This window comes from Burkholderia sp. Tr-20390 (assembly GCF_017104595.1).
Classification (GTDB): domain Bacteria; phylum Pseudomonadota; class Gammaproteobacteria; order Burkholderiales; family Burkholderiaceae; genus Burkholderia.
The window spans coordinates 1-20395 of record NZ_JAAGPC010000157.1 but is presented as its reverse complement, the minus strand read 5'-3'; the positions used below and the strand labels follow the sequence as shown (position 1 = coordinate 20395).

At 65.6% G+C, this 20395-nt stretch carries 22 protein-coding genes and 4 tRNA genes; 9 read left to right on the top strand and 17 right to left on the bottom strand.

The features are described 5' to 3' along the window. Positions 1-1432: chloride channel protein (locus G3N98_RS30370; RefSeq protein ID WP_241026150.1), on the bottom strand; the 1432-nt coding region annotated here is incomplete at its 3' end. 171 nt (positions 1433-1603) lie between these two features. Between G3N98_RS30370 and waaC the strand changes: the two genes are divergently transcribed. Then, positions 1604-2602, top strand: a complete 999-nt coding sequence (gene waaC / locus G3N98_RS30365; protein WP_206150278.1) for a lipopolysaccharide heptosyltransferase I — start codon at positions 1604-1606, stop codon at positions 2600-2602. 19 nt (positions 2603-2621) lie between these two features. Here the strand turns inward: waaC and G3N98_RS30360 are convergent, their stop codons facing one another. The 9 genes from G3N98_RS30360 to rph form a co-directional block, all read right to left on the bottom strand. Next, a complete protein-coding gene (locus tag G3N98_RS30360; RefSeq protein WP_039343411.1) occupies positions 2622-2801 on the bottom strand; it encodes a hypothetical protein in 180 nt (59 codons plus the stop codon). A gap of 104 nt (positions 2802-2905) precedes the next feature. After that, on the bottom strand, positions 2906-4216 hold the full coding sequence (locus tag G3N98_RS30355; protein WP_174931162.1) for an MFS transporter: 1311 nt from the start codon (positions 4214-4216) through the stop codon (positions 2906-2908). A gap of 293 nt (positions 4217-4509) precedes the next feature. Next, a complete protein-coding gene (locus G3N98_RS30350; protein ID WP_089472327.1) occupies positions 4510-5001 on the bottom strand; it encodes an energy transducer TonB in 492 nt (163 codons plus the stop codon). 335 nt (positions 5002-5336) lie between these two features. Further along, a complete protein-coding gene (locus G3N98_RS30345; RefSeq protein ID WP_089472328.1) occupies positions 5337-5630 on the bottom strand; it encodes a hypothetical protein in 294 nt (97 codons plus the stop codon). 236 nt (positions 5631-5866) lie between these two features. Then, positions 5867-6262: a hypothetical protein gene (locus G3N98_RS30340; RefSeq protein WP_206150277.1), complete on the bottom strand. Its 396-nt coding sequence runs from the start codon at positions 6260-6262 to the stop codon at positions 5867-5869. 142 nt (positions 6263-6404) lie between these two features. After that, positions 6405-6492: transfer RNA gene (locus tag G3N98_RS30335), tRNA-Ser, on the bottom strand. Between the two features lie 44 nt (positions 6493-6536). Further along, positions 6537-7751: a radical SAM family heme chaperone HemW gene (gene hemW / locus G3N98_RS30330; RefSeq protein WP_043181762.1), complete on the bottom strand. Its 1215-nt coding sequence runs from the start codon at positions 7749-7751 to the stop codon at positions 6537-6539. A 34-nt stretch (positions 7752-7785) separates the two neighbouring features. Beyond that, on the bottom strand, positions 7786-8412 hold the full coding sequence (gene rdgB, locus G3N98_RS30325) for an RdgB/HAM1 family non-canonical purine NTP pyrophosphatase (RefSeq protein WP_039343391.1): 627 nt from the start codon (positions 8410-8412) through the stop codon (positions 7786-7788). A 1-nt stretch (position 8413) separates the two neighbouring features. Beyond that, positions 8414-9145 carry a ribonuclease PH gene (rph, locus tag G3N98_RS30320; RefSeq protein ID WP_089472331.1) on the bottom strand — a complete coding sequence of 244 codons (732 nt, stop codon included), beginning with the start codon at positions 9143-9145 and terminating at the stop codon, positions 8414-8416. 173 nt (positions 9146-9318) lie between these two features. On the opposite strand from rph, the gene G3N98_RS30315 reads away from it, so the two are divergent. The 4 genes from G3N98_RS30315 to G3N98_RS30300 all read left to right on the top strand — a co-directional run bounded on the left by G3N98_RS30315 (position 9319) and on the right by G3N98_RS30300 (position 13624). Further along, positions 9319-10242: a YicC/YloC family endoribonuclease gene (locus G3N98_RS30315; protein WP_206150276.1), complete on the top strand. Its 924-nt coding sequence runs from the start codon at positions 9319-9321 to the stop codon at positions 10240-10242. A 6-nt stretch (positions 10243-10248) separates the two neighbouring features. Then, entirely contained in the window at positions 10249-10932 is a 684-nt protein-coding gene (gene gmk / locus G3N98_RS30310) for a guanylate kinase (RefSeq protein ID WP_089472333.1), read from the top strand. 58 nt (positions 10933-10990) lie between these two features. Further along, positions 10991-11194 carry a DNA-directed RNA polymerase subunit omega gene (gene rpoZ / locus G3N98_RS30305; RefSeq protein ID WP_006025620.1) on the top strand — a complete coding sequence of 68 codons (204 nt, stop codon included), beginning with the start codon at positions 10991-10993 and terminating at the stop codon, positions 11192-11194. Positions 11195-11257: 63 nt separating this feature from the next. Beyond that, positions 11258-13624 carry a bifunctional (p)ppGpp synthetase/guanosine-3',5'-bis(diphosphate) 3'-pyrophosphohydrolase gene (locus tag G3N98_RS30300; RefSeq protein ID WP_089424747.1) on the top strand — a complete coding sequence of 789 codons (2367 nt, stop codon included), beginning with the start codon at positions 11258-11260 and terminating at the stop codon, positions 13622-13624. Positions 13625-13825: 201 nt separating this feature from the next. Here G3N98_RS30300 and G3N98_RS30295 read toward each other — a convergent pair. From G3N98_RS30295 to G3N98_RS30285, 3 genes are all read right to left on the bottom strand, one after another. Then, positions 13826-13902 (bottom strand) — tRNA-Arg (locus G3N98_RS30295). Between the two features lie 60 nt (positions 13903-13962). Beyond that, positions 13963-14039 (bottom strand) — tRNA-Arg (locus G3N98_RS30290). 68 nt (positions 14040-14107) lie between these two features. Then, a tRNA-Arg gene (locus G3N98_RS30285) sits at positions 14108-14184 on the bottom strand. Positions 14185-14313: 129 nt separating this feature from the next. On the opposite strand from G3N98_RS30285, the gene greB reads away from it, so the two are divergent. Then, the gene (greB, locus tag G3N98_RS30280) at positions 14314-14877 is read left to right on the top strand and encodes a transcription elongation factor GreB (protein ID WP_089472335.1); all 564 of its coding nucleotides are present in this window, start codon (positions 14314-14316) and stop codon (positions 14875-14877) included. An 82-nt stretch (positions 14878-14959) separates the two neighbouring features. Here the strand turns inward: greB and G3N98_RS30275 are convergent, their stop codons facing one another. Together G3N98_RS30275 and G3N98_RS30270 are read right to left on the bottom strand one after the other, a co-directional pair. After that, entirely contained in the window at positions 14960-16111 is a 1152-nt protein-coding gene (locus G3N98_RS30275) for a porin (RefSeq protein ID WP_089472336.1), read from the bottom strand. A 500-nt stretch (positions 16112-16611) separates the two neighbouring features. Next, the gene (locus tag G3N98_RS30270; protein ID WP_089424750.1) at positions 16612-16884 is read right to left on the bottom strand and encodes a hypothetical protein; all 273 of its coding nucleotides are present in this window, start codon (positions 16882-16884) and stop codon (positions 16612-16614) included. A gap of 394 nt (positions 16885-17278) precedes the next feature. On the opposite strand from G3N98_RS30270, the gene G3N98_RS30265 reads away from it, so the two are divergent. Next, complete coding sequence (locus tag G3N98_RS30265) at positions 17279-17482, top strand: cold-shock protein (RefSeq protein WP_011351289.1); 204 nt, start codon at positions 17279-17281, stop codon at positions 17480-17482. 141 nt (positions 17483-17623) lie between these two features. Further along, positions 17624-18760, top strand: a complete 1137-nt coding sequence (locus G3N98_RS30260) for an exonuclease domain-containing protein (RefSeq protein ID WP_206150275.1) — start codon at positions 17624-17626, stop codon at positions 18758-18760. Positions 18761-18794: 34 nt separating this feature from the next. Here G3N98_RS30260 and G3N98_RS30255 read toward each other — a convergent pair whose 3' ends face one another. Next, positions 18795-19388, bottom strand: a complete 594-nt coding sequence (locus G3N98_RS30255; RefSeq protein ID WP_175241069.1) for a chorismate mutase — start codon at positions 19386-19388, stop codon at positions 18795-18797. Between the two features lie 223 nt (positions 19389-19611). Beyond that, complete coding sequence (locus G3N98_RS30250) at positions 19612-19716, bottom strand: chorismate mutase (protein ID WP_162269111.1); 105 nt, start codon at positions 19714-19716, stop codon at positions 19612-19614. A gap of 239 nt (positions 19717-19955) precedes the next feature. On the opposite strand from G3N98_RS30250, the gene G3N98_RS30245 reads away from it, so the two are divergent. Continuing rightward, positions 19956-20345: a DUF2946 domain-containing protein gene (locus tag G3N98_RS30245; protein ID WP_206150273.1), complete on the top strand. Its 390-nt coding sequence runs from the start codon at positions 19956-19958 to the stop codon at positions 20343-20345. Positions 20346-20395 lie beyond the last annotated feature (50 nt).

Sequence of the window (20395 nt, the reverse complement as noted above, 5' to 3'; positions counted from 1 at the left end):
GGCGCGACAGCACGAAGCCGTCGCGCACCGAAGCCGACGCACCGACCGACGATACGAGCACGCACGCCGCCACGAAACCCGCCGCCGCCGCGCTCGCGGCGGTTGCCGCAGCCGGTTCGGCGGCCGTGACGGGCGGCGCGAGATAGCGCAGGGCGAGCGTTTCGTAGAGCGGTGGCGCGAAGAAGCGCGACACGCGGCTCGACACCAGCGCGGTGGCCATCAGCGAAATCACGAGCGCGTGACCGTTGATCATCTCCATCACGATCACGAACGACGTGATCGGCGACTGCGTGACGGCCGCCATGTAGCCGACCATCGCGAGCGCGATCAGCATCGGCAGGCTCATGTGGCTGAACACGAGATGCAACAGGTTGCCGAACCCGGCGCCGATCGACAGCGACGGCGCGAAGATCCCGCCCGGGATGCCCGGCAGGTACGACGCCACCATCGAAATCATCTTCAGGAACGGATAGAACACCGACAGATGCTGGCTGCCGTCGAGCAGGCCGCGCGCCTCGGCATAGCCGCTGCCGAAGGTCGTGCCGCCCGATACGAGGCCGACGACGGCGATCGCGAAGCCGCACAGCGCGGCGAACGTGATCGGCCGCTCGCGATACAGGCCCAGCAGCTGCGCTGGCAGCCAGCGTCCCGTGTTGAGCAGCAGCCAGCAGAACAGGCCGCCTGCGATCCCCGTGACGATCGCGGTGACCAGCACGGCGAGCGCGAGCAGTTTCGGAAAATGGGGGCCGGCATCGATCGTGCCGAAATACGTGTAGTTGCCGTTCAGCCCGAGCGCGACGACACCGGCGAGGATGATCGCGGTGATCAGCACGCCGCTCGCGCGCGCGGAGAAGCTGCGCGTCAGTTCCTCGATCGCGAACACGATTCCGGCGAGCGGCGTATTGAACGCGGCCGACAGCCCGGCCGCCGCGCCGGCGAGCACCAGCTGGCGTTCGATCTGCGCGTTCGAGCGCGGGTAGAAGCGTCGCAGGTTGAACATCAGCGCCGCGCCGACCTGCACGGTCGGCCCTTCGCGGCCGATCGTGAAGCCGCCCAGGATGCCGAGGAACGACACCAGCACCTTGCCGAACAGGATGCGCAGCGTCAGCAGCCGGGAGCCGAACGCGCTCGGGCGCGCATGCAGCGTCGCGATCACCTGCGGGATGCCGCTGCCCTCGGCGCCGCGGAAGAAGCGCCGCGTGATCCATACCGACAGCGCGGCGATGGCCGGCGTCAGCAGCAGCGGCAGCCACGCGGCGTGATCGCGCATCGTGCGGAAGGTTTCGTAACCCCAGTCGATCAGACGCGCGTAGAGCACGGCCGCGAGGCCAACGACGATCGCACCGAGCCAGAACACGCCGTACTGGCGCCAGATCCTCAGCGAACGACGGGTAAGAGCGGGAAACAGGGCGGGAAGAGCGGGGCGTGGCATCGACGCGGGCCGGTAGGCAAAGATCGAATTATAAAAAGAACGGCATGCGTGCGGGGTGCGACAATAGTCCACCAACGAGATGCATTTTGTTGCAAAAGTAATGTTAGCGTAATGTTCGCGATGGGTAACCATCGTTAGCATGCCAAATTGGCTTGCCTATCCCCACACATCGTGAAACGTATCCTCATCGTGAAAGTGACGTCGCTCGGCGACGTCGTCCAGACGTTACCCGTCGTCGCGGATCTGCATCGCGCCTTTCCCGGCATAACGGTCGACTGGGCGGTGGATGAATCGTGCGCGGAGGTCGTGCGCTGGCATCCGGGCGTCAGCCGTGTCCTGGGCGCGCCGCTGCGCCGCTTCAAGAAGATGCGCAATCGCGGCGACCTGAAGGCGATCACGGCGTCGATTGGCGCGCTGCGGGCGCATCGCTACGATGCGGTGATCGACCTGCACGGCGTCTACAAGAGCGCGATTATTTCGGCGCTCGCGCGCGCCGCGCGCCGCGTCGGCTACCAGACGCAGGATCTCGGCGAAACGGGCGCACGCTTCGCGTATTCGCATCGTTTTGGCCCGCGGCCGGACTGCGACGCGTGGCACGGGATGCGCGTGAGCGCCGGCGAGGCGCTCGGCTACGCCCCCGAGGGTATGGCCACGTACGGCATCGTCCCGCCGCGGGACGTGAACCTGCCGGCCGCCGTGACCGATGGCGCCCCATTCATGCTGCTGTTCCATGCGACGTCCAACCCCGACAAGAAATGGCCGGCCAACCACTGGGCCGCGCTCGCCACGCAGATGATGGCGCGTGGCCTACGCGTGCTGTTGCCGTGGGGATCGGCTGCCGAGCATGACGATGCGCAGGACATCGCCGCACGCGCGCCGGGTTCGGTCGTGCTGCCCGCGATGACGGTGCGCGAGCTCGGCGCCGCGCTCGGCCGGGCTGCGCTCGTGGTGGGGGTCGATACGGGGTTCGTACACATGGCGCACGCGCTGCAGCGGCCGACCGTGATGATTTTCGTCGCGACGTCGCGCCATCATTGCGGGATCGGCGGCGCGCCGAATGCACTGTCGATCGGCGAGCCGGGCATGATGCCGTCGGTCGACGAGGCGCTGGACGCGATCGGTACGGTCAGCCCGGCCTACGGCGCGCTGCGCGCGCGGATGACCGCCTGACGAAGCGGGGTGTGCCGGTTCAGGCGAGCAGCGCCTCGACCGTGACGACGGCGGCGACGGCCGCCAGATTCGCCAGCAGCGCCTCGAACACGAGGCCGCGCCAGGTCTGCGGCCGGAAGCGCATCGCGAGCAGGATCGCGCCACCCAGCGCGAGCGCGAGGATCAGGACGAGATCGGCATTGCCGAGGCGGATGTTCATGGCGGCGGCTCCTTCGGGGCGGGATCCCGGGCGCGCGCAGCGGCGCACCCAGGATCGAGTATAGGCAGCGCCGGTCGCCGCACAACCCGGGTCGCCCCGGAGTCTCACACGAGCGATGCGTCGCGCGTCTCGCGCATCAGCAGCACGCCGATCAGGCTGATTGCCGCCGCAACCGATACATAACCGCCGACCCACGACAGCCCGCCGCGCGCCGCCAGCAGTTGCGCGATATACGGCGCGATCGACGCGCCGAGGATCCCGCCGAGGTTGTACGCGACGCCCGCGCCCGTGTAGCGGACGTTGGTCGGGAACAGCTCCGGCAGCAGCGCGCCCATCGGCGCGAACGTCACGCCCATCAGGAACAGCTCGATCGTCAGGAACAGTGCGACGAGCGGCATCGAGCCGCTACCGAGCAGCGGCTCCATCGCAAAACCCGACAGCAGCGCGGCGATCGCGCCCACGACGAGCACCGGCTTGCGGCCGAAGCGGTCCGATGCCCACGCGGACAGCGGCGTCGCGAGTCCCATGAACACGACCGCGAAACACAGCAGGCCGAGGAAACTCTGGCGCGGAATATGCAGCGCCGACACGCCGTAGGACAGCGAGAACACCGTCGAGATGTAGAACAGCGTGTAGCAGACGACCATCGCAAGCGCACCGAGCAGCGTCGGCCGCCAGTGTTGCGTGATCAGCGTCGCGACCGGCACGCGCACGCGCTCGTTGCGATCGAGCGCGGCCTGGAACGCGGGTGTTTCGGTGATCTTGAGCCGCACGTACAGGCCGAGCGCGACGAGCACCGCACTGACCAGGAACGGGATGCGCCAGCCCCAGCTGCGGAACTGCTCGTCCGACAGCGACAGCGCGAGCGCGAAGAACAGCCCGTTCGACATCAGGAAGCCGACCGATGGCCCGAGCTGCGGGAACATCCCGAACCAGCCGCGCTTGCCCTGCGGCGCGTGCTCGGTCGCGAGCAGCGCGGCGCCGCCCCATTCGCCGCCGAGGCCGATCCCCTGGCCGAAGCGCAGCACGCACAGCAGCACTGGCGCGAGCGCGCCGATCGCGTCGTAGCCGGGCACGAAGCCGATGGCGGTGGTGGACACGCCCATCACGAGCAGCGATGCGACGAGCGTCGACTTGCGGCCGATGCGGTCGCCGAAGTGCCCGAACAGGAACGAGCCGATCGGGCGAGCGATGAACGCGATGCCGAACGTGACGAAGGCGGACAGCGCCTGTGCGGTCGCGGACCCGTGCGGAAAGAACACCGGGCCGATGACGAGCGCGGCGGCCGTTGCATACACGTAGAAATCGTAGAACTCGATCGCGGTGCCGATGAAGCTGGCGAACACGATGCGCCGGTGGCTGACGGCGCCGGCCGAACCGGTTGCGTGTGCAACGGTCGGGGGGGATGCGGACATGGATGTCTCCGTTTTGTCGTTGGGGCGGTCGGCTGAGCGTGCGGTCGGGCAGGCGGATGCCTGCCGGGGGCAGCCGAGCGGATGATGCGGTGGCGGCGTGGACGCGCGCCGTGGCGCGGACGTCACCCGCCGGTCGACGATGGAGACGGGTATGTCGCCGCCGCCCGGTGCCGGCGTGGTCGGCTCGCATGCCGGGTGGGGCGCGCGAACGCGCGCGCGGCGTGATGGCCGCGCGATTGCGGAAAATTATAGCCAGCGCCGCCGCGCACCGGCAATCGCGGGGCGGCGACCGCTCAGTCGATCGATTGCGCCTGCGCCGACGCGGTGCTTTGCAACTGGAAGTGGCCGTCGTCGTTGAAGAGCCAGCCTTCCATCAGTTCGAGCCGGCCGTTGCCGTCGAGCAGTCGCGACGGTGGCGGCGGCAGCGGCGCCGAGCGGCGCAGCGACGCGAGCGCGAGTGCTTCCGCTTCGCTGTCGCCGTTGCTGCGATAGACGGACGCGTTGACGAGCCGGCCGCTGCCATCGACGGTGAAGGCCACGACGACGAGCGAGCGGAGCATGGCCTGGGGTATGCCGTGCAGCATGCCGGACGGATTGCGTTCGGCGACACGGTGCGCGACTTCGACGCGGTACTGGTCGAGGTTGCCGCTGCGGGTGATCGACGGAATCGTCAGGATCGAGTGCAGCGACGGAGGCGGCGTGATCGTGCACGCCGCGAGCATGGCGACGACGGCCAGTGCAACTGCACGCAACCGGTCGACATGCAAACGGGGAAGGGGGCGCATGGGAGGCTAGCCGGAAGTGACTATAAAAAAATGATAGGCGCACGGACGCGAGCCGATATCGGGAGAAACGCATAACGGGCGATGCCGGATGATGCGAGCGCTGATGACGAGAAGGCGTGTGCTCGCGCAGCGCGATGTGACGTGACATGTGACAGTACGCTCGCGTGGCTGCCGCACCCGTGCATCGCGGCGTGCGTGTTGCAAGGTTGAAAGAAACACGAGGAACGCGACTGGCACGCCGGCGCGTGGCGAGGGTCCGGCGCGAGCGCAGCGGGTCGCTGCAGGCAGCACCACGGGCGCGCCCGCGCCATCTTCGGCGATGCGTGCGGCCCGGTTCAGAAGCCGTGCGTGACGAGTGACAGGATCGACAGGTCGGGGTGCGTGCCGTCGATGATGCTCTTGCCGATGTGCACGGCTTCGTGGACGGCTTCATCGAGGCTCGCGAAGCTTTCCTCGCCGTCCGCATGGAAGGGCACCGCGTGGCCGGGCAAGGCGGGATTCGCGCCCGGATGGCACACGTAACCGGTGTAGGTGTAGCGCGTGTCGCTGCCGGGCGCGACGGCCGGCACGACATGGATCTCGAAGCCTTCGTAATCGACGTGTTCCGCCGGTGTCGACAGTTCGGTCATGGCGATCTCCGTGTGCCGCACGCAGGGGTGGCGCGCGCGGCATCGAGTACGCGGCGGCGGTCGTGTCGCCGTGTTGATCGAATTCTAGGTGATCGAGCGGCCGGCCGGGAGGGTGGCTTCCGGCACGTTGCGATGTAATGGCGTGCCGCTGCCGGTGCCCGCCGCTCAGGTGCCGTGCGAGGGCCGGCGCGAACGCCCGTGCCGTTTCGGCGGACGGGCTCGCGCGCGGCGCCGCATCATTGCTTGCAGCGCGCGTCCTTGCGCTGCACGACGATGATCACCGGGTATTTCTGGCCGTGGTCGAGCTCCACGCGCGCCACGACGGTCAGCGTCGCCGGATCGGAATCGTCGTATACGCTGACCTGTTCGTTCCGGAGGTAGGTCACGCCGGTGCAGTTCGACGTGCGTCCATCGTCACCCACCTTGCACTGGAGGTCGTTGTCCTTCACGTAGTTGTAGGGCGACGGGCTCGCGAGGTATTCGCTCAGGCCACGCGGCGAGCCGCCGACGCCCGTCACGTAGGCGATCGCGCACGACGCTTGCGCGTCGCCGCCGGCGGCGGTGTCGGCCGTCGCCGGCGTGCTGACGGCAACCAGCAGTGCAGCGAGCGACGAGACGATGAAGGGCTTCATGACGTGGGTTTCCCGTTTCGCGAATCGGAGCGCCGGATTGTAACGGCATCCGGCGTGACGCGTCGGAACGTGGGGGATGGGCGTGCGCGGACCAACAAAAAACCCCGTCATTCGGTGAATGGACGGGGTTTGGCGAACTTCCTGGCGGAAGCGGTGAGATTCGAACTCACGGACAGTTTCCCGTCGCCGGTTTTCAAGACCGGTGCCTTAAACCGCTCGGCCACGCTTCCACACGAGGCGGCATTGTAACCGAAATGCCGCGTGATTCATCCCTTCAATCGTCGCGCAGGAACAATTCCTGCAGGTCGTTGAGGAAACGCTGGCCCAGCGGCGTCGGCGCGATCTGCGCGAAATCGCGCGCGATCAGCCCGCGCCGTTCCGCTTCCTGCAGCGCCGGCTCGATCGTGCTCATCGGCAGGCCCGTGCGTTCGGCGAAGCTGTGCACGGGGAAGCCCTCGACGAGCCGCAGCGTGTTCAGCATGAACTCGAACGGCAGGTCGCGCGCGCCGACTTCACGCTCTTCCTGCACGGCCGTGCCGGCCATCGCCTGCTCGATGAAGGTCGCCGGGTGCTTGTAGCGTGCCTGCCGCAGGATCCGGTTCGGGAACGACAGCTTCGTGTGTGCGCCCGCACCGATCCCGAGATAGTCGCCGAAGCGCCAGTAGTTCAGGTTGTGCTTGCACTGATGATTCGGCTTCGCATACGCGGACACTTCGTAGCGCCCGTAACCGGCCTCGGCCGTGCGTGCGTGGATCCATTCCTGCATGTCGGCCGACGCGTCGTCGTCGGGCACGACCGGCGGGAATTTCGCGAACAGCGTATTCGGCTCGAGCGTCAGGTGATACAGCGACAGATGCGGCGGCGCGTACGACAGCGCGGTCTCGATGTCGGTGCGGCATTCGTCGAGCGTCTGGTTCGGCAGCGCGAACATCAGGTCGAGGTTGAAGTTGTCGAAGTTCTTCGCGGCGATCTCGACCGCAGCGCGTGCCTGCGTGGTGTCGTGAATCCGGCCGAGCGCCTTCAGGTGCGTTTCGTTGAAGCTCTGGATGCCGACCGACAGGCGGTTCACGCCGCTCGCGCGGAACTGCGCGAACTTCGCGGCCTCGAACGTGCCCGGATTCGCCTCGAGCGTGATCTCGGCATCGGCGTCGAGCGGCAGCAGCGCACGCACGTCGGACAGCATCCGGTCGAGGCCGGCCGCCGACAGCAGGCTCGGCGTGCCGCCGCCGATGAATACCGTATGCACCTGGCGGCCCCACACGAGCGGCAGCGCCTGCTCGAGATCGGCGCGCAGTGCGTCGAGATACTCGGTTTCCGGAAACCGTTCGCCCTTCCACTCGTGCGAATTGAAATCGCAGTACGGGCACTTGCGCACGCACCACGGGAAATGCACGTACAGCGCGAGCGGCGGCAGCGACGTGAGCCGCACCTGGCCGGGCGACGTGAAGGTCGCGACGACGCGCGCGCCGGTTTCCGCAGCCTGGCTCATGCGACCTCCGCTGGCGAACGGGTATCAGGCGTGCTCATGCTTCCTCCGCGAGCCGCGCCAGCAGCGCCTTCAGCGCCAGCGCGCGATGGCTGTGCGTGTTCTTCACGGCCGGCTCGAGTTCGGCGGCCGTCGCGCCGAGCGACGGCAGGTAGAAATACGGGTCGTAGCCGAATCCGTGCTCGCCGCGCGGCGTGTCGACGATCTCGCCCGCCCAGCGTCCTTCGGCGAACAGCGGCTCGGGGTCGTCCGCATGGCGCACGAGCGCGAGCACGCAGCAATAGTATGCGCGCCGGTCGTCGACGCCGCGCAGCTGCTCGACGAGATACGCGTTGTTCGCCGCGTCGCCCTTGTCACGGCCCGCGCGCTGCGCGTAGCGTGCCGAATAGACGCCCGGCGCGCCGCGCAGCACGCGCACGCACAGGCCCGAATCGTCGGCGATCGCCGGCAGCCCGGTGAGCCGCGACGCGTGGCGTGCCTTCGTCAGCGCATTCTCGATGAAGGTGCCGAACGGCTCTTCCGCCTCAGGCACGGCAAGGTCGCCCTGCGGGACGATCTCGATGCCGACCGTCGAGAACAGCGCGGTGAATTCGCGCAGCTTGCCCGCGTTGTTCGACGCCAGAACGATGCGCGACAGCGGCGCGGTGGTGTGGTCGTCCGGCATGTCAGGCGCCCAGCACGTCTTTCTGAAGCTGCACCAGCTCGGCGATCCCGCCTTGCGCGAGGTCGAGCAGCGCGTTCATCTCGGCGCGCGAGAACGGCACGCCTTCGGCCGTGCCCTGGACTTCGACGAAACCGCCGGCGCCCGTCATCACGACGTTCATGTCGGTGTCGCACTGCGAATCTTCCGCGTAATCGAGGTCGAGCACGGGCGCGCCCTGGTACACGCCGACCGAGATCGCGGCGACGTGGTCGGTGATCGGCGAGCGCGTGAGCTTGCCGGCCGCGATCAGCTTCGACACGGCGTCGTGCGCGGCGACGAACGCGCCGGTGATGCTCGCCGTGCGCGTGCCGCCGTCGGCCTGGATCACGTCGCAGTCGATGTGGATCGTGCGCGGGCCGAGCGCTTCGAGGTCGAACACCGCGCGCAGCGCGCGGCCGATCAGGCGCTGAATTTCCTGCGTGCGGCCGGTCTGCTTGCCGCGGGCGGCTTCGCGGTCGCTGCGCGTATGCGTCGCGCGCGGCAGCATCCCGTATTCGGCGGTCAGCCAGCCTTGCCCGCGGTCGCGCAGGAAGTCGGGCACGCGCTCGGACACGCTCGCGGTGCAGAGCACCTTGGTGTCGCCGAATTCGACCAGCACCGAGCCTTCGGCATGTTTCGTGTAGTGGCGGGTCAGGGCGACCTTGCGCAGTTCGTCGGCGCGGCGGCCGCTCGGGCGGGAAACGGAAGACGTCATGTGGGAATCGCGGAACGAGAGGAAACCCCGATTTTAGCGCCGAACGGCGGGCGTGCCCGGCGGGGTGGTCCGCAAAAATGGGATAATGCGCGCTTCCCGCCCCGCGCTTTCCGATGCGCCGGGCGCCTCGACATATCCCCGCCCGCGAGGGCACAAAGACGGCGAGACGAACCATGATCTACAGCATGACGGGCTACGCGAGCGCGACGCGCGAACTCGCGACGGCCACCGGCAACGGCGGCACCAGCGTGTCGGTCGAACTGCGCACCGTGAACTCGCGCTTTCTCGACCTGAATTTCCGGATGCCGGACGACGTGCGCGCGTGCGAACCCGCGTTGCGCGAAATGCTGATGAACAAGCTGTCGCGCGGCAAGGTCGACATCCGCATCAACCTGCAGCGCGGCGAGCAGAGCATCGGCGCGGGCGCGCTGAACCAGTCGGCGCTCGGCCAGCTCGCCGAGCTCGAGCGCTCGGTGCTCGACTCGTTCCCGGGCGTCGGCCGCCTGCGCGCGGGCGAGATCCTGCGCTGGCCCGGCGTGATCGCCGAGAGCGGCGTGTCGGCTGACGCGATCCGCGAGGCGGTGCTCGCGTGCGGCAAGGAAGCGATCGGCGAGCTCGTCGTCGTGCGTTCGCGCGAAGGCGCGCAACTGGCGACGATGCTGCTGTCGAACGTCACCGAGATGGAAGCGATCGTCGCGCGCATCACGCCGCTCGTGCCGGAGCTGATCGCGAAGCACCAGCAGAAGATCGTCGAACGGCTGCAGGAGGCGCTCGGCCTCGCGGCGCCCGAAGGCAGCTCGACGATCGTCACGCGCGAGGAAGCCGCGGAGCGCATTCGTCAGGAAGTGACGATGTACGGGATCCGGATCGACATCGCGGAAGAGCTGTCGCGACTCACCGCGCACCTGAACGAAACGCGCCATGTGATCGAGAAGGGCGGCCGCGTCGGCAAGCGTCTCGACTTCATGATGCAGGAACTGAATCGCGAAGCGAACACGCTCGGCTCGAAGGCGGCGGCGAAGGAACTCGCCGATGCATCGATGGCGCTCAAGCTGTTGATCGAGCAGATGCGCGAGCAAGTGCAAAACCTGGAGTAACGCAACATGACCCAATCCACTCACGACGGACACGCCGCGCATTCGCTGCATGGCGGCGTCTATCCCGGCAACCTGTTCATGGTCGTCGCGCCGTCGGGCGCCGGCAAGTCGACGCTCGTGAATGCGCTGCTGTCGAAGGACAGCGACATCTGCCTGTCGATCTCGTACACGACCCGCAAGCCGCGCCCGGGCGAGCAGGACGGCCAGCACTATCACTTCACGACGGTCGAGGATTTCCGCGCGCGTCACGCGGCGCACGAATTCCTCGAGAGCGCGGAAGTGCACGGCAACTACTACGGCACGTCGCGCGTGTGGATCGAAGAGCAGATGAAGAACGGCCACGACGTGCTGCTCGAGATCGACTGGCAGGGCGCGCTGCAGGTGAAGAAGCAGTTCCGCAACGCGGTCGGCATCTTCATCCTGCCGCCGTCGCTCGACGCGCTCGAGGAGCGCCTGAAGAAGCGCGGCCAGGACGAGCCGAAAGTGATCACGCGCCGCCTGCTGGCCGCCGGCAGCGAGATCGCGCACGCGCCCGAAGCGGAATACGTGGTGATCAACGAGAACTTCGAGCGTGCGCTCGCGGAGCTCGAATGCATCGTCGCGGCCACGCGCCTGCGCTTTGCTTCGCAGTACGCGCGACACACGGAGCTGTTCATCGAGCTCGGCATCCATCTGCCCCACGCGGAATGACGCGGGGGACGAGGGACATAAGGTAGAATAAGGACTATATTCAGAAGGAATTACCAACATGGCTCGCATTACCGTCGAAGACTGCCTGAAGCAAATCCCGAACCGCTTCGAACTGGCGCTCGCCGCCACCTATCGCGCGCGGCAGCTCGCGCAAGGCCATACGCCGAAGATCGAAAGCCGCGACAAGCCGACCGTCGTCGCGCTGCGCGAAATCGCTGCCGGCCAGGTCGGCGTCGAGATGCTGAAGAAGGTGCCGGTGTAACGCGCATCCGGCCCGTTCCAGCCATGTAATCCACGCGCGCAACGACTCGACCTGGAGGCGAATATGAGCACCACCCCATCGTCCGCCTCCGCGGATTCGACCACCGAAGCCACGGCCCAGTCGCCTGCGCGCCAGTACATCGACGCGGTTCTCGAACAGTCCTTCCGGCATCTGTTCGGGCCGACCGCCACACCGGAGCAGCCTCGCAAGCACGGCGTCGTTTCGATCGCGAAACTGACGGGCGTGCTTGCCGAGTATCTTCCTCCGGAAGAAATCAAAGAGGTCAAGGCGGCGTTCCACTTCAGTGACGAAGCCCACCTCGGTCAATATCGCCAGAGCGGCGAACCCTACATCACCCATCCCGTCGCCGTCGCGGAAATCTGCGCCGGCTGGAAGCTCGACGCGCAGGCCGTCATGGCCGCGCTGCTGCATGACGTGATGGAAGACCAGGGCGTGACCAAGAGCGAGCTGGCCGAACGGTTCGGCCCGAAGGTCGCCGAACTGGTCGATGGCCTGTCGAAGCTCGACAAGATGGAATTCCGCAGCCGCGAGGAAGCGCAGGCGGAAAACTTCCGCAAGATGCTGCTCGCGATGGCACGCGACGTGCGCGTGATTCTCGTCAAGCTCGCCGACCGCCTGCACAACATGCGCACGCTCGGCGCGGTGCCGATGGAAAAGCGCCGCCGCGTCGCGCGGGAAACGCTCGACATCTACGCGCCGATCGCGCACCGCCTCGGGTTGAACAACACGTATCGCGAGCTGCAGGACATGAGCTTCGCGAATTTCAACCCGCATCGCTACGCGACGCTCGAGAAGGCCGTGAAGGCCGCGCGCGGCAACCGCCGCGAAGTGATCAGCAAGATCCTCGAAGCCGCGCAGCGCGCGATGGCCGATGCGAAGATCGACGCCGAGATCACCGGCCGCGAAAAGACCATCTACAGCGTGTACCGCAAGATGCGCGACAAGCAGCTGTCGTTCTCGCAGGTGCTCGACGTGTACGGCTTTCGCGTCGTCGTCGACAGCCCGCTCGACTGCTACACGTGCATCGGGGCGTTGCATGCGCTGTACAAGCCCGTGCCCGGCAAGTTCAAGGACTACATCGCGATCCCGAAGATCAACGGCTATCAGTCGCTGCACACCACGCTGGTCGGCCCGTTCGGCGCGCCGATCGAATTCCAGGTGCGCACGCGCAAGATGCACGAGATCGCCGAGGCGGGGGTCGCCGCGCACTGGCTGTACAAGAACGGCAGCGCGGATCTCAGCGACGTGCAGAAGCGCGCGCACCAGTGGCTGAAGTCGCTGCTCGACATCCAGAGCGAAGCCGGTGATTCGAGCGAATTCCTCGAGCACGTGAAGATCGACCTGTTCCCGGATGCGGTCTACGTGTTCACGCCGAAGTCGAAGATCATGGCGCTGCCGCGCGGCGCGACGGCACTCGATTTCGCGTATTCGATCCACAGCGATCTCGGCAACCAGTGCGTGGCCGTGAAGATCAACAACGAGCTGCTGCCGCTGCGCACCGAGCTGAAGAGCGGCGACATCGTCGAAGTGATCACGGCGCCGTATTCGAAGCCGAACCCCGCGTGGCTCGGTTTCGTGCGTACCGGCAAGGCGCGCTCGGCGATCCGGCACTACCTGAAGACGATGCGCCTGAACGAATCGGTGCAGCTGGGCGAGCGGCTGGTCGACCAGAGCCTGAAGGGCTATGGTCTCGCGCTGGCCGATGTCGAGCCGGAAGTGTGGGAGAAGCTCGTGCAGTGGACGGGCAACAAGAGCCGTCAAGAAATCTTCGCGGACATCGGCCTTGGCCGCCGCGTGGCCGCGGTGATGGCCAAGCGCATCGAGGTGCTGATGAGCGGCCGCGATGCGGACGACGATCTGCCGAAGTCCGAGCGGCATCCCGCGCACCACGCGCCGCCGGTCGTGATCACCGGCACCGAAGGGATGTCCGTGCAGTTGTCCGCATGCTGCCGGCCGATTCCGGGCGACGCGATCATGGGTTACATCGGCATCGGCCTGGGGATGGCGATTCATACGACCGATTGCCGCGTGGCGCAGCGTATCCATCGCCGCGATCCGGGCCGCTGGATCGACGTCGAATGGGCGCCGCAGCCGGGCCGCCTGTTCGATGTCGCGGTGAAGGCGCTCGTGAAGAACACGAAGGGCATCTTTGCGCGCGTGGCGGCGGACATCACGTCTGCCGACGCGAACATCGTGCATATCGCGATGGACGAGGATCTGACGCACGAATCGACGGTGCTGCGCTTCGTGATCCAGGTCAGCGACCGCGTGCATCTCGCGAACGTGATGCGGCGCGTGCGAACCAATCCGGACGTGATGCGGATCATGCGCGAGCGTTCGACCGACGACGGTGCGCATGCGCGCCACGACGGCGGCATGCGCATCGAGCGCGAGCGTCAGGATTACTGACGCGGCCCGTGTGGGCGAGCGATCGACGGCGGCCAATGGCCGCCGTTTTCATTTGTGCTGCCGGAGGCGTGAACGTGCGGCGTGGTCGACGTTCTTCCGAAAAGGGGCGTCACGCGACCGTACGTTGCCGTGCGTTGAGCAAGGGAAGGAAAGGGCGGCGGAAAAGAAAAAGGGCTTTCCCGGAGGAAAGCCCTTTTAAGGTGGCGCGGCTGGCAGGATTCGAACCCACGACCCCTTGGTTCGTAGCCAAGTACTCTATCCAACTGAGCTACAGCCGCACGCAAAACGGTACTGCTTAACTGTCGGAACCTTCTGCGATGGGAAGGTTCCCAAAAAAGTGGCGCGGCTGGCAGGATTCGAACCCACGACCCCTTGGTTCGTAGCCAAGTACTCTATCCAACTGAGCTACAGCCGCACGCAACAACAAGACTTCTACTGCTTCGAACTGAAAGGGCCTTCGGTTGGGAAGGCCCTCGAAAAAAGTGGCGCGGCTGGCAGGATTCGAACCCACGACCCCTTGGTTCGTAGCCAAGTACTCTATCCAACTGAGCTACAGCCGCACGCAGAAGCGGAAGTATAGCAGGGTTGTATAAAAAGGGAAGCCTTATTCGCAAATTAGGTGCCATGACCTTGCCGGGGCGCCCTTCGTGTACCCTTGGAGCATCAGTCATCCATGTTGAATCTGCATCATGAACAAGGCGTTTGTCAAAGAGTCGGACGGCGACGACGACGATCTCGACCAGGCCCAGCCCGCGATTCCGGCGGGTGCGAAGAACTACATCACGCCCGCCGGCCACAAGCGGCTGAGGGACGAACTGCTGAACCTGATCGACGTCGAGCGTCCCGAGGTCGTGCGGCTCGTGTCCTGGGCCGCGTCGAATGGCGACCGGTCGGAGAATGGCGACTACATCTACGGCAAGCGGCGGCTTCGCGAGATCGATCGCCGCATCCGCTTCCTGACGAAGCGGCTCGATCTGGCCGAAGTCGTCGATGCAAGCCGGCAGGAGAATGTCGACCAAGTGTTTTTCGGCGCGACGGTCGATTACGAGACACCGGACGGCGAGGATCACACGATCACGATCGTCGGGATCGACGAGGTCGATCTCGATCGCGGCTGTGTCAGCTGGATTTCGCCGGTCGCGCGCGCACTCATCAAGGCGAAGATCGGCGATACCGTCATGCTGATGACGCCGGCCGGCCCGCAGCCGATCGACGTGCTCGACGTCCGTTACCCGGCGCCGGGCAACGCCTGAACAGCGCACGGCGCAACCCGGCAAAGAAAAAGCGCCCCGATGGGGCGCTTCGTCATCCGGCGTGCGGCGGAATGCCGGTCGCTCAGAAGCGATGGCGCAGGCCTGCCGTGACCGCGATCTGCTTGTTGGTCGATGAAGCACCACCGAGGCCATTGACATAGGCGCCGATGCCCAGGCCGTCCGTGCTGACGCGCTGATACACGCCTTGCACATACACGTCGGTCCGCTTGGACAGTGCATAGTCGGTTTGCAGGTTGAACTGGTTCCAGCCCGGATGACGGCCGTCCAGGAAGCCGGCGGTGTATGTGTACGACCCGGCCAGCGACAAGGCCGGCGTGAGCGCGTAGCGGGCGTTTACTTCGTAGTTGTTGAAGCGGGCAAACGTGCCGTCGAGACCCAGCCCATTCGACACGCCCGAGGCCCCCGCGGAGATGCCGAGCGCCCGGTTCACGCGCGATTGCGTGAACACGAAGCCGGCCGTTGCCGGGCCGAATGTGTAGTTCAGGCCGCCGCCGAACACGCGCTGACGCTTGCCGACGAACGTATTGTCGCCGGCCACCGCGCCGCCGCTGTTGGTGACCGCCGCCGACGTGAGGCCCGAGATGTCATTGTTCAACTGCAGGTAGCCGGCGCCGATATTGAAGCCGGCATAGGTGTACGACACGCCCGCGCTGTACGCACGATTGTTCGAGAACTGGCTGCTGTTCGAGAAGCCGTACAACGCGCCGAACTTCAGACCGCCGTAATTGACGCTCGTGTACTTGACGGCGTTATTGATCCGGAACGAATTGTTCAGGTTGTCGTTGTCGAACGGGTGGGCAAACTGGGTGCCGCCGAATTGCGTACCGGTCAGCGACAGCGGCCCGATGTAGTCGACGACGCTGTCGTATTGGCGACCGAGGGTGACGGCGCCGAACTGGTCATGAGACAGGCCGACGAACGCCTGGCGGCCGAATTCGCGGCCATTCTGGCCAAGCGTGCCGTTGGCGATGTTGAAGCCGTTTTCCAACACGAAGATTGCTTTCAGTCCGCCACCGAGATCTTCCGTGCCGCGCAGGCCCCAGCGGCTGCCGTTGATCTGGCCGCTGCGTTCCGACCATGAGCTGTGGCCACCCTGGTTGTTCGTATAGGTGATGCCTGCGTCGATCAGGCCATAGAGCGTCACGCTGCTTTGGGCGTGAGCTGCCGTCACGAATACACCCGACAACGCGGTGACGATCAGGGTTTTTTTCATGGATCTGTCTCCAAACAGGATGATGTCGATCGAACCTGCTGCGGACTGGCATGTTGTGCTTGACGTTGCGGCCGGTCCGGCAGAGCGGCGGTGCGCTTATCAAAAAGCCATCTGCAGTGTACGGAGTGCGTGGAGTGGGGGAGGAATGCGCTTTAAGCAATAGTATATTTTGGAATCCGCAAAGATCGGCAATGTGGCGCAAACGGTTGCCCATCAAGGGTTTGTGGCGGTGCAGCGAAGAAAAATGGCGATCAGGACTACGGAACGGGCGTTGCGCGATCGCGACAGGCGGTCAGCAGGAGGCGAGGATGGCCGTCATCCGATTATTGACACATCGGCAATAGAGGTTTGTGTGGAGCATGGCTAATGAAAGGTTGTTCTCTCGTTATACTGCGATCTCTGCTTTCCGAAGCAGACTTTTTCGTTGACGGAAAAGATCTCCAAACCTTTGTCGGCGCGACTTCCCAGTCGCGCTTTTTTTTGCCCTGTCGGCCCGCGCGCTATTGCGCGAACGAGCGCCGCTTGCGCTTGGCCGCGGGTGCGGCCTCCTTGGATTCGTTGGGGGGCGGCGTGTATGTCCAGTCTTCCATCACGTAGTGACGGGCATCGAGGGGCGACGAGAGCAGGTTCTGCCAGTGATCGCCGTGCCAGGTCGTATCGAATTCGGTGTCGCACGGCGCTTCGCGCGAGGACACTGACTCGGCCAGGGCGCGGGACTTGCGGTGTACGCGTCCGAGCCGGCTCGCGAAGCGCTTGATTCCGTCCAGCCACATGACCTTCTCCTTCCTTCCGACGTTAAGTGAGCATCGCAATGTCCTCGGGTTTCCGCAACCCGGAAAAAACCCGAGGAATTTACCGAGCCGATTTGTCCCCGGTAGGATTTTCTCGCGCAAGATTATTAATGGTCCGATCCCGGTAAGGTTGACAGGTTTTTGATGCGAATCAATTAATCAAAGGCGCCGGTGTACCGATTCCAGTGGTATTAGCTCTTTTTTGATAAAACGATCGTCAAAAATTTCCTTGACGCACCCGGATTGTCCAATTTATAAAGTCAGCACTCCGTCCTCGGGCGGCGTGCTGGTGTGGGTGCTGGCGCAATGTTTCGGGATTTCGGGAAACGGCTATAAAAATAGCTTTTTTGGATCTAATCGAGTGGGGAACGAAGACATGGATACCGGTATCGTGAAATGGTTTAACGATGCTAAAGGTTTCGGCTTTATTACGTCGGACAATGGCGGTGAAGATTTGTTTGCACACTTTTCCGAAATCAAGATGGACGGCTTCAAGACGCTGAAGGAAAACCAGCGTGTTTCGTTCGACGTGAAAGTCGGGCCGAAAGGCAAGCAGGCAGCGAATATCCAGGCGGTCTGACGCGCCACGCATTGCCGATCACGTCCGGCCCCCGCATTGCGGGGGCTTTTTGTTTTACGGGGGCGGAACATTCCGGTTCGGGCTGGCCGCGAACCCGGATGCCGGTGCATACTCACGGAAGCATCGTTTCCCAGTCTTTTCATGTCAGATTCCCCCCGTCCGTCCGATCCCGCCAGCGAACAGCCGCTCGTTTTCGTCGACCTTGAAACCACTGGCGGCTCGCTCGCCGAACACCGCATCACCGAAATCGGCGTGGTCGAAATCGGCCCGCTCGGCGTGTCGACGTGGACGACGCTCGTCGATCCGGGGCAGCCGATTCCGCCGTTCATCCAGCAACTGACGGGCATTTCGGACGAGATGGTGCGCGATGCGCCGTCATTTGCGTCGCTGGCGCCGGCGTTGTTCGAGCGGCTCGACGGCAAGCTTTTCGTCGCGCACAACGCGAACTTCGACCGGGGCTTCCTGCGGGCCGAATTCGAGCGCGCCGGCTTCGCGTTCAATCCCGATGTGCTGTGTACGGTGCGGCTGTCGAAGGCGCTGTTCCCGCGTGAGTCGCGGCACGGCCTCGACGCGTTGATCGAGCGCCACGGCCTCGTGCCGGCTGCCCGCCACCGGGCGCTGGCGGATGCGGACCTGCTGTGGCAGTTCTGGCGCCTGTTGCACGATATCGTGCCGCTCGAGCGGCTGCGTGACCAGATCGCGCGCACGACGCGCCACTTCCGTCTGGGCGGCGACCTGACCGAAGCCTGGCTCGATACCGCGCCACCCGGCTGCGGTGCGTACGCACTGTTCGGGGAGGAGGATGTGCCGCTCTATGTTGGCCGCAGCGTGCGTGTGCGGCAGCGGCTGCGTGCGCTACTGATGGGCGAGCGCCGTTCGTCGAAGGAAATGCGACTGGCGCAGCAGGTGCGGCGGGTCGAATGGCGCGAGACCGGCAACGAGTTGGGGGCGATGCTGGCCGAAGCGCAATGGATTGCCCGGCTGCGGCCGTCATACAACCGGCGCCTCGCGGCCGACGCCCGTGCCGGCGCTGCGCCCTGGCCGTTCGAAGGTGCGGTCGCATTCGAGGCGAGCGGCGAGCGCAGCCTGTTTCACGTGATCGACGGCTGGCGCTATCTCGGCGCGGCGGAGTCGCTCGACGCGGCCGCGCAACTCGCGGCCGACGGGACGGACGGTGCGTTCGAGCCCTTTACCCACCGTCTGCTGCAGACGCATCTCGCACGCGGCCTGCAGCTGATTCCGCTCGCCGCGCTCACACCTGCGGCGCAGGCGGGTTAATCAGGCGCGGTCGCGTGACCCGCACCCGCTGTCGTCAGCCGATCGCGCTTGCGCCGCCGGCCGAGCAGACGTGCGACAGCGCGGTGTCGAGTGCCTGCGTTTGCGTAGCGTCGTAGCGCGTGAGCGTCTTCCAGTTGGCGATGCTGCGCGCGAGCCGCGCCTGGCAATCAGGCGCATCCCGCAGCGGTGCAACCTGCGCGAGCCCCGCGAGCATTTTCTGCGTCAGCCGGTCGAGCGCCGGGCGCGTGCTGGTCGCGAGATCGGGCGGCGTGCCTTCCGGCGGCCGCGTCGCGCGCCAGGTCGCGAACAGCGCATTCTGCACATCCTTGCTCGCGGTGATCTGATCCTCGAAGAACGTCCGTGCGAACGCGGGATCGACGCCGGCCTGTGCCGCGCGCTTCTCGACTGACACAAGCAGTTCCGCTTCGCGCGGCCGGTCCTCGATTGCCTTGTGATTCGCCCATTTCCATCGAGCGACCGGTTCGGCGAGCGCGAGGCGCTGCGACGCGAGCGCGACGATATTGGTGAGGGCCGTGTCGTCACCGTCTGCATTGGCGATGCGCGGGGACGAGAAGAGGGCGACGCCGAGCGCGGCGACAGCGAGGCTGGCACGAATGGCTTGCTTCATCGGAACGATCGGGAGAGCCGGGCGGGCCGGAGGTGGAAAACCAGAAGGATAGACGAAGACAGTCGCGCGGCGTAGCGCAGCGACCGGAGAATCAGCAGGCGAGCTGATCCGGCACCGTCAGGCTGTTGCGGCCCGGGTGCGAGGCGAATTGCGCGCGATGCGCAGTGATGAACCGCACGATAGCGAGGATCGACACGTGGCGGTTACAGAACCGGACAGGCGTTCACTTCGGCGAGTACAGCTTGTGCTGCTCGTCGAAGAATGCCCGCACGTGGTCGGGCAATTCGGCGAGGAATTCCACGCCGACGGGTTCCGGATCCGGGCTCATCACTTGCTCCGGCGGTGGCATGCGAGTTGGTCTTTCGTCCATGGTCATTTCTCCAGCAGGTTCGATGATTATCAACCTCGTGCTTGGATTTATGCCAGTGGCGAATCGTTAGATTTTGTCTCTGTTGTATTAACGGCACATGCGCTCTGGCGCGTGCTGCGATGCCGACTATTGCATCGTGCGGAATCGGCGGCAATCGGGCTGCTTGTTATACTTGCGCGCACTTTTTCTGGACCGCGATGAAACGAACGACGCGATGGATCGGCCTCGTATGGCTGGCGCTGGTACTGAACGTACTGTCGCCCGTCATCGGCTATGCGCGTCTTGCGTCGAGCGGCTCCGGCGAGCTCACGCTCGAGTTGTGCAGTGCAGCAGGCGCCCGCCAGATCGTGCTCGCGCAGGCGGGCGGCGATCACGACACGTCGTCGTTCGACCATGCCGGCGTGCCGCACTGCGTGTACTGCCCCGGCTTCGCGGCGAACGTGGCGCTCGGGTCGAGCCTGCCCGCCCTGCCGGGATTCGTGCGGACGTTCGCCTATCGCGCGGCCGCGCCCGCCATTCCCGATTTTCCCCGCCAGGGCATCCGTCTCGCGCAGCCTCGCGCCCCGCCTGAAAACGCTCCGATCTGATTGATGTCGTCCGCGCGCCCCGGTGGCGCGCGTACCGTCCGCGGCCGGGA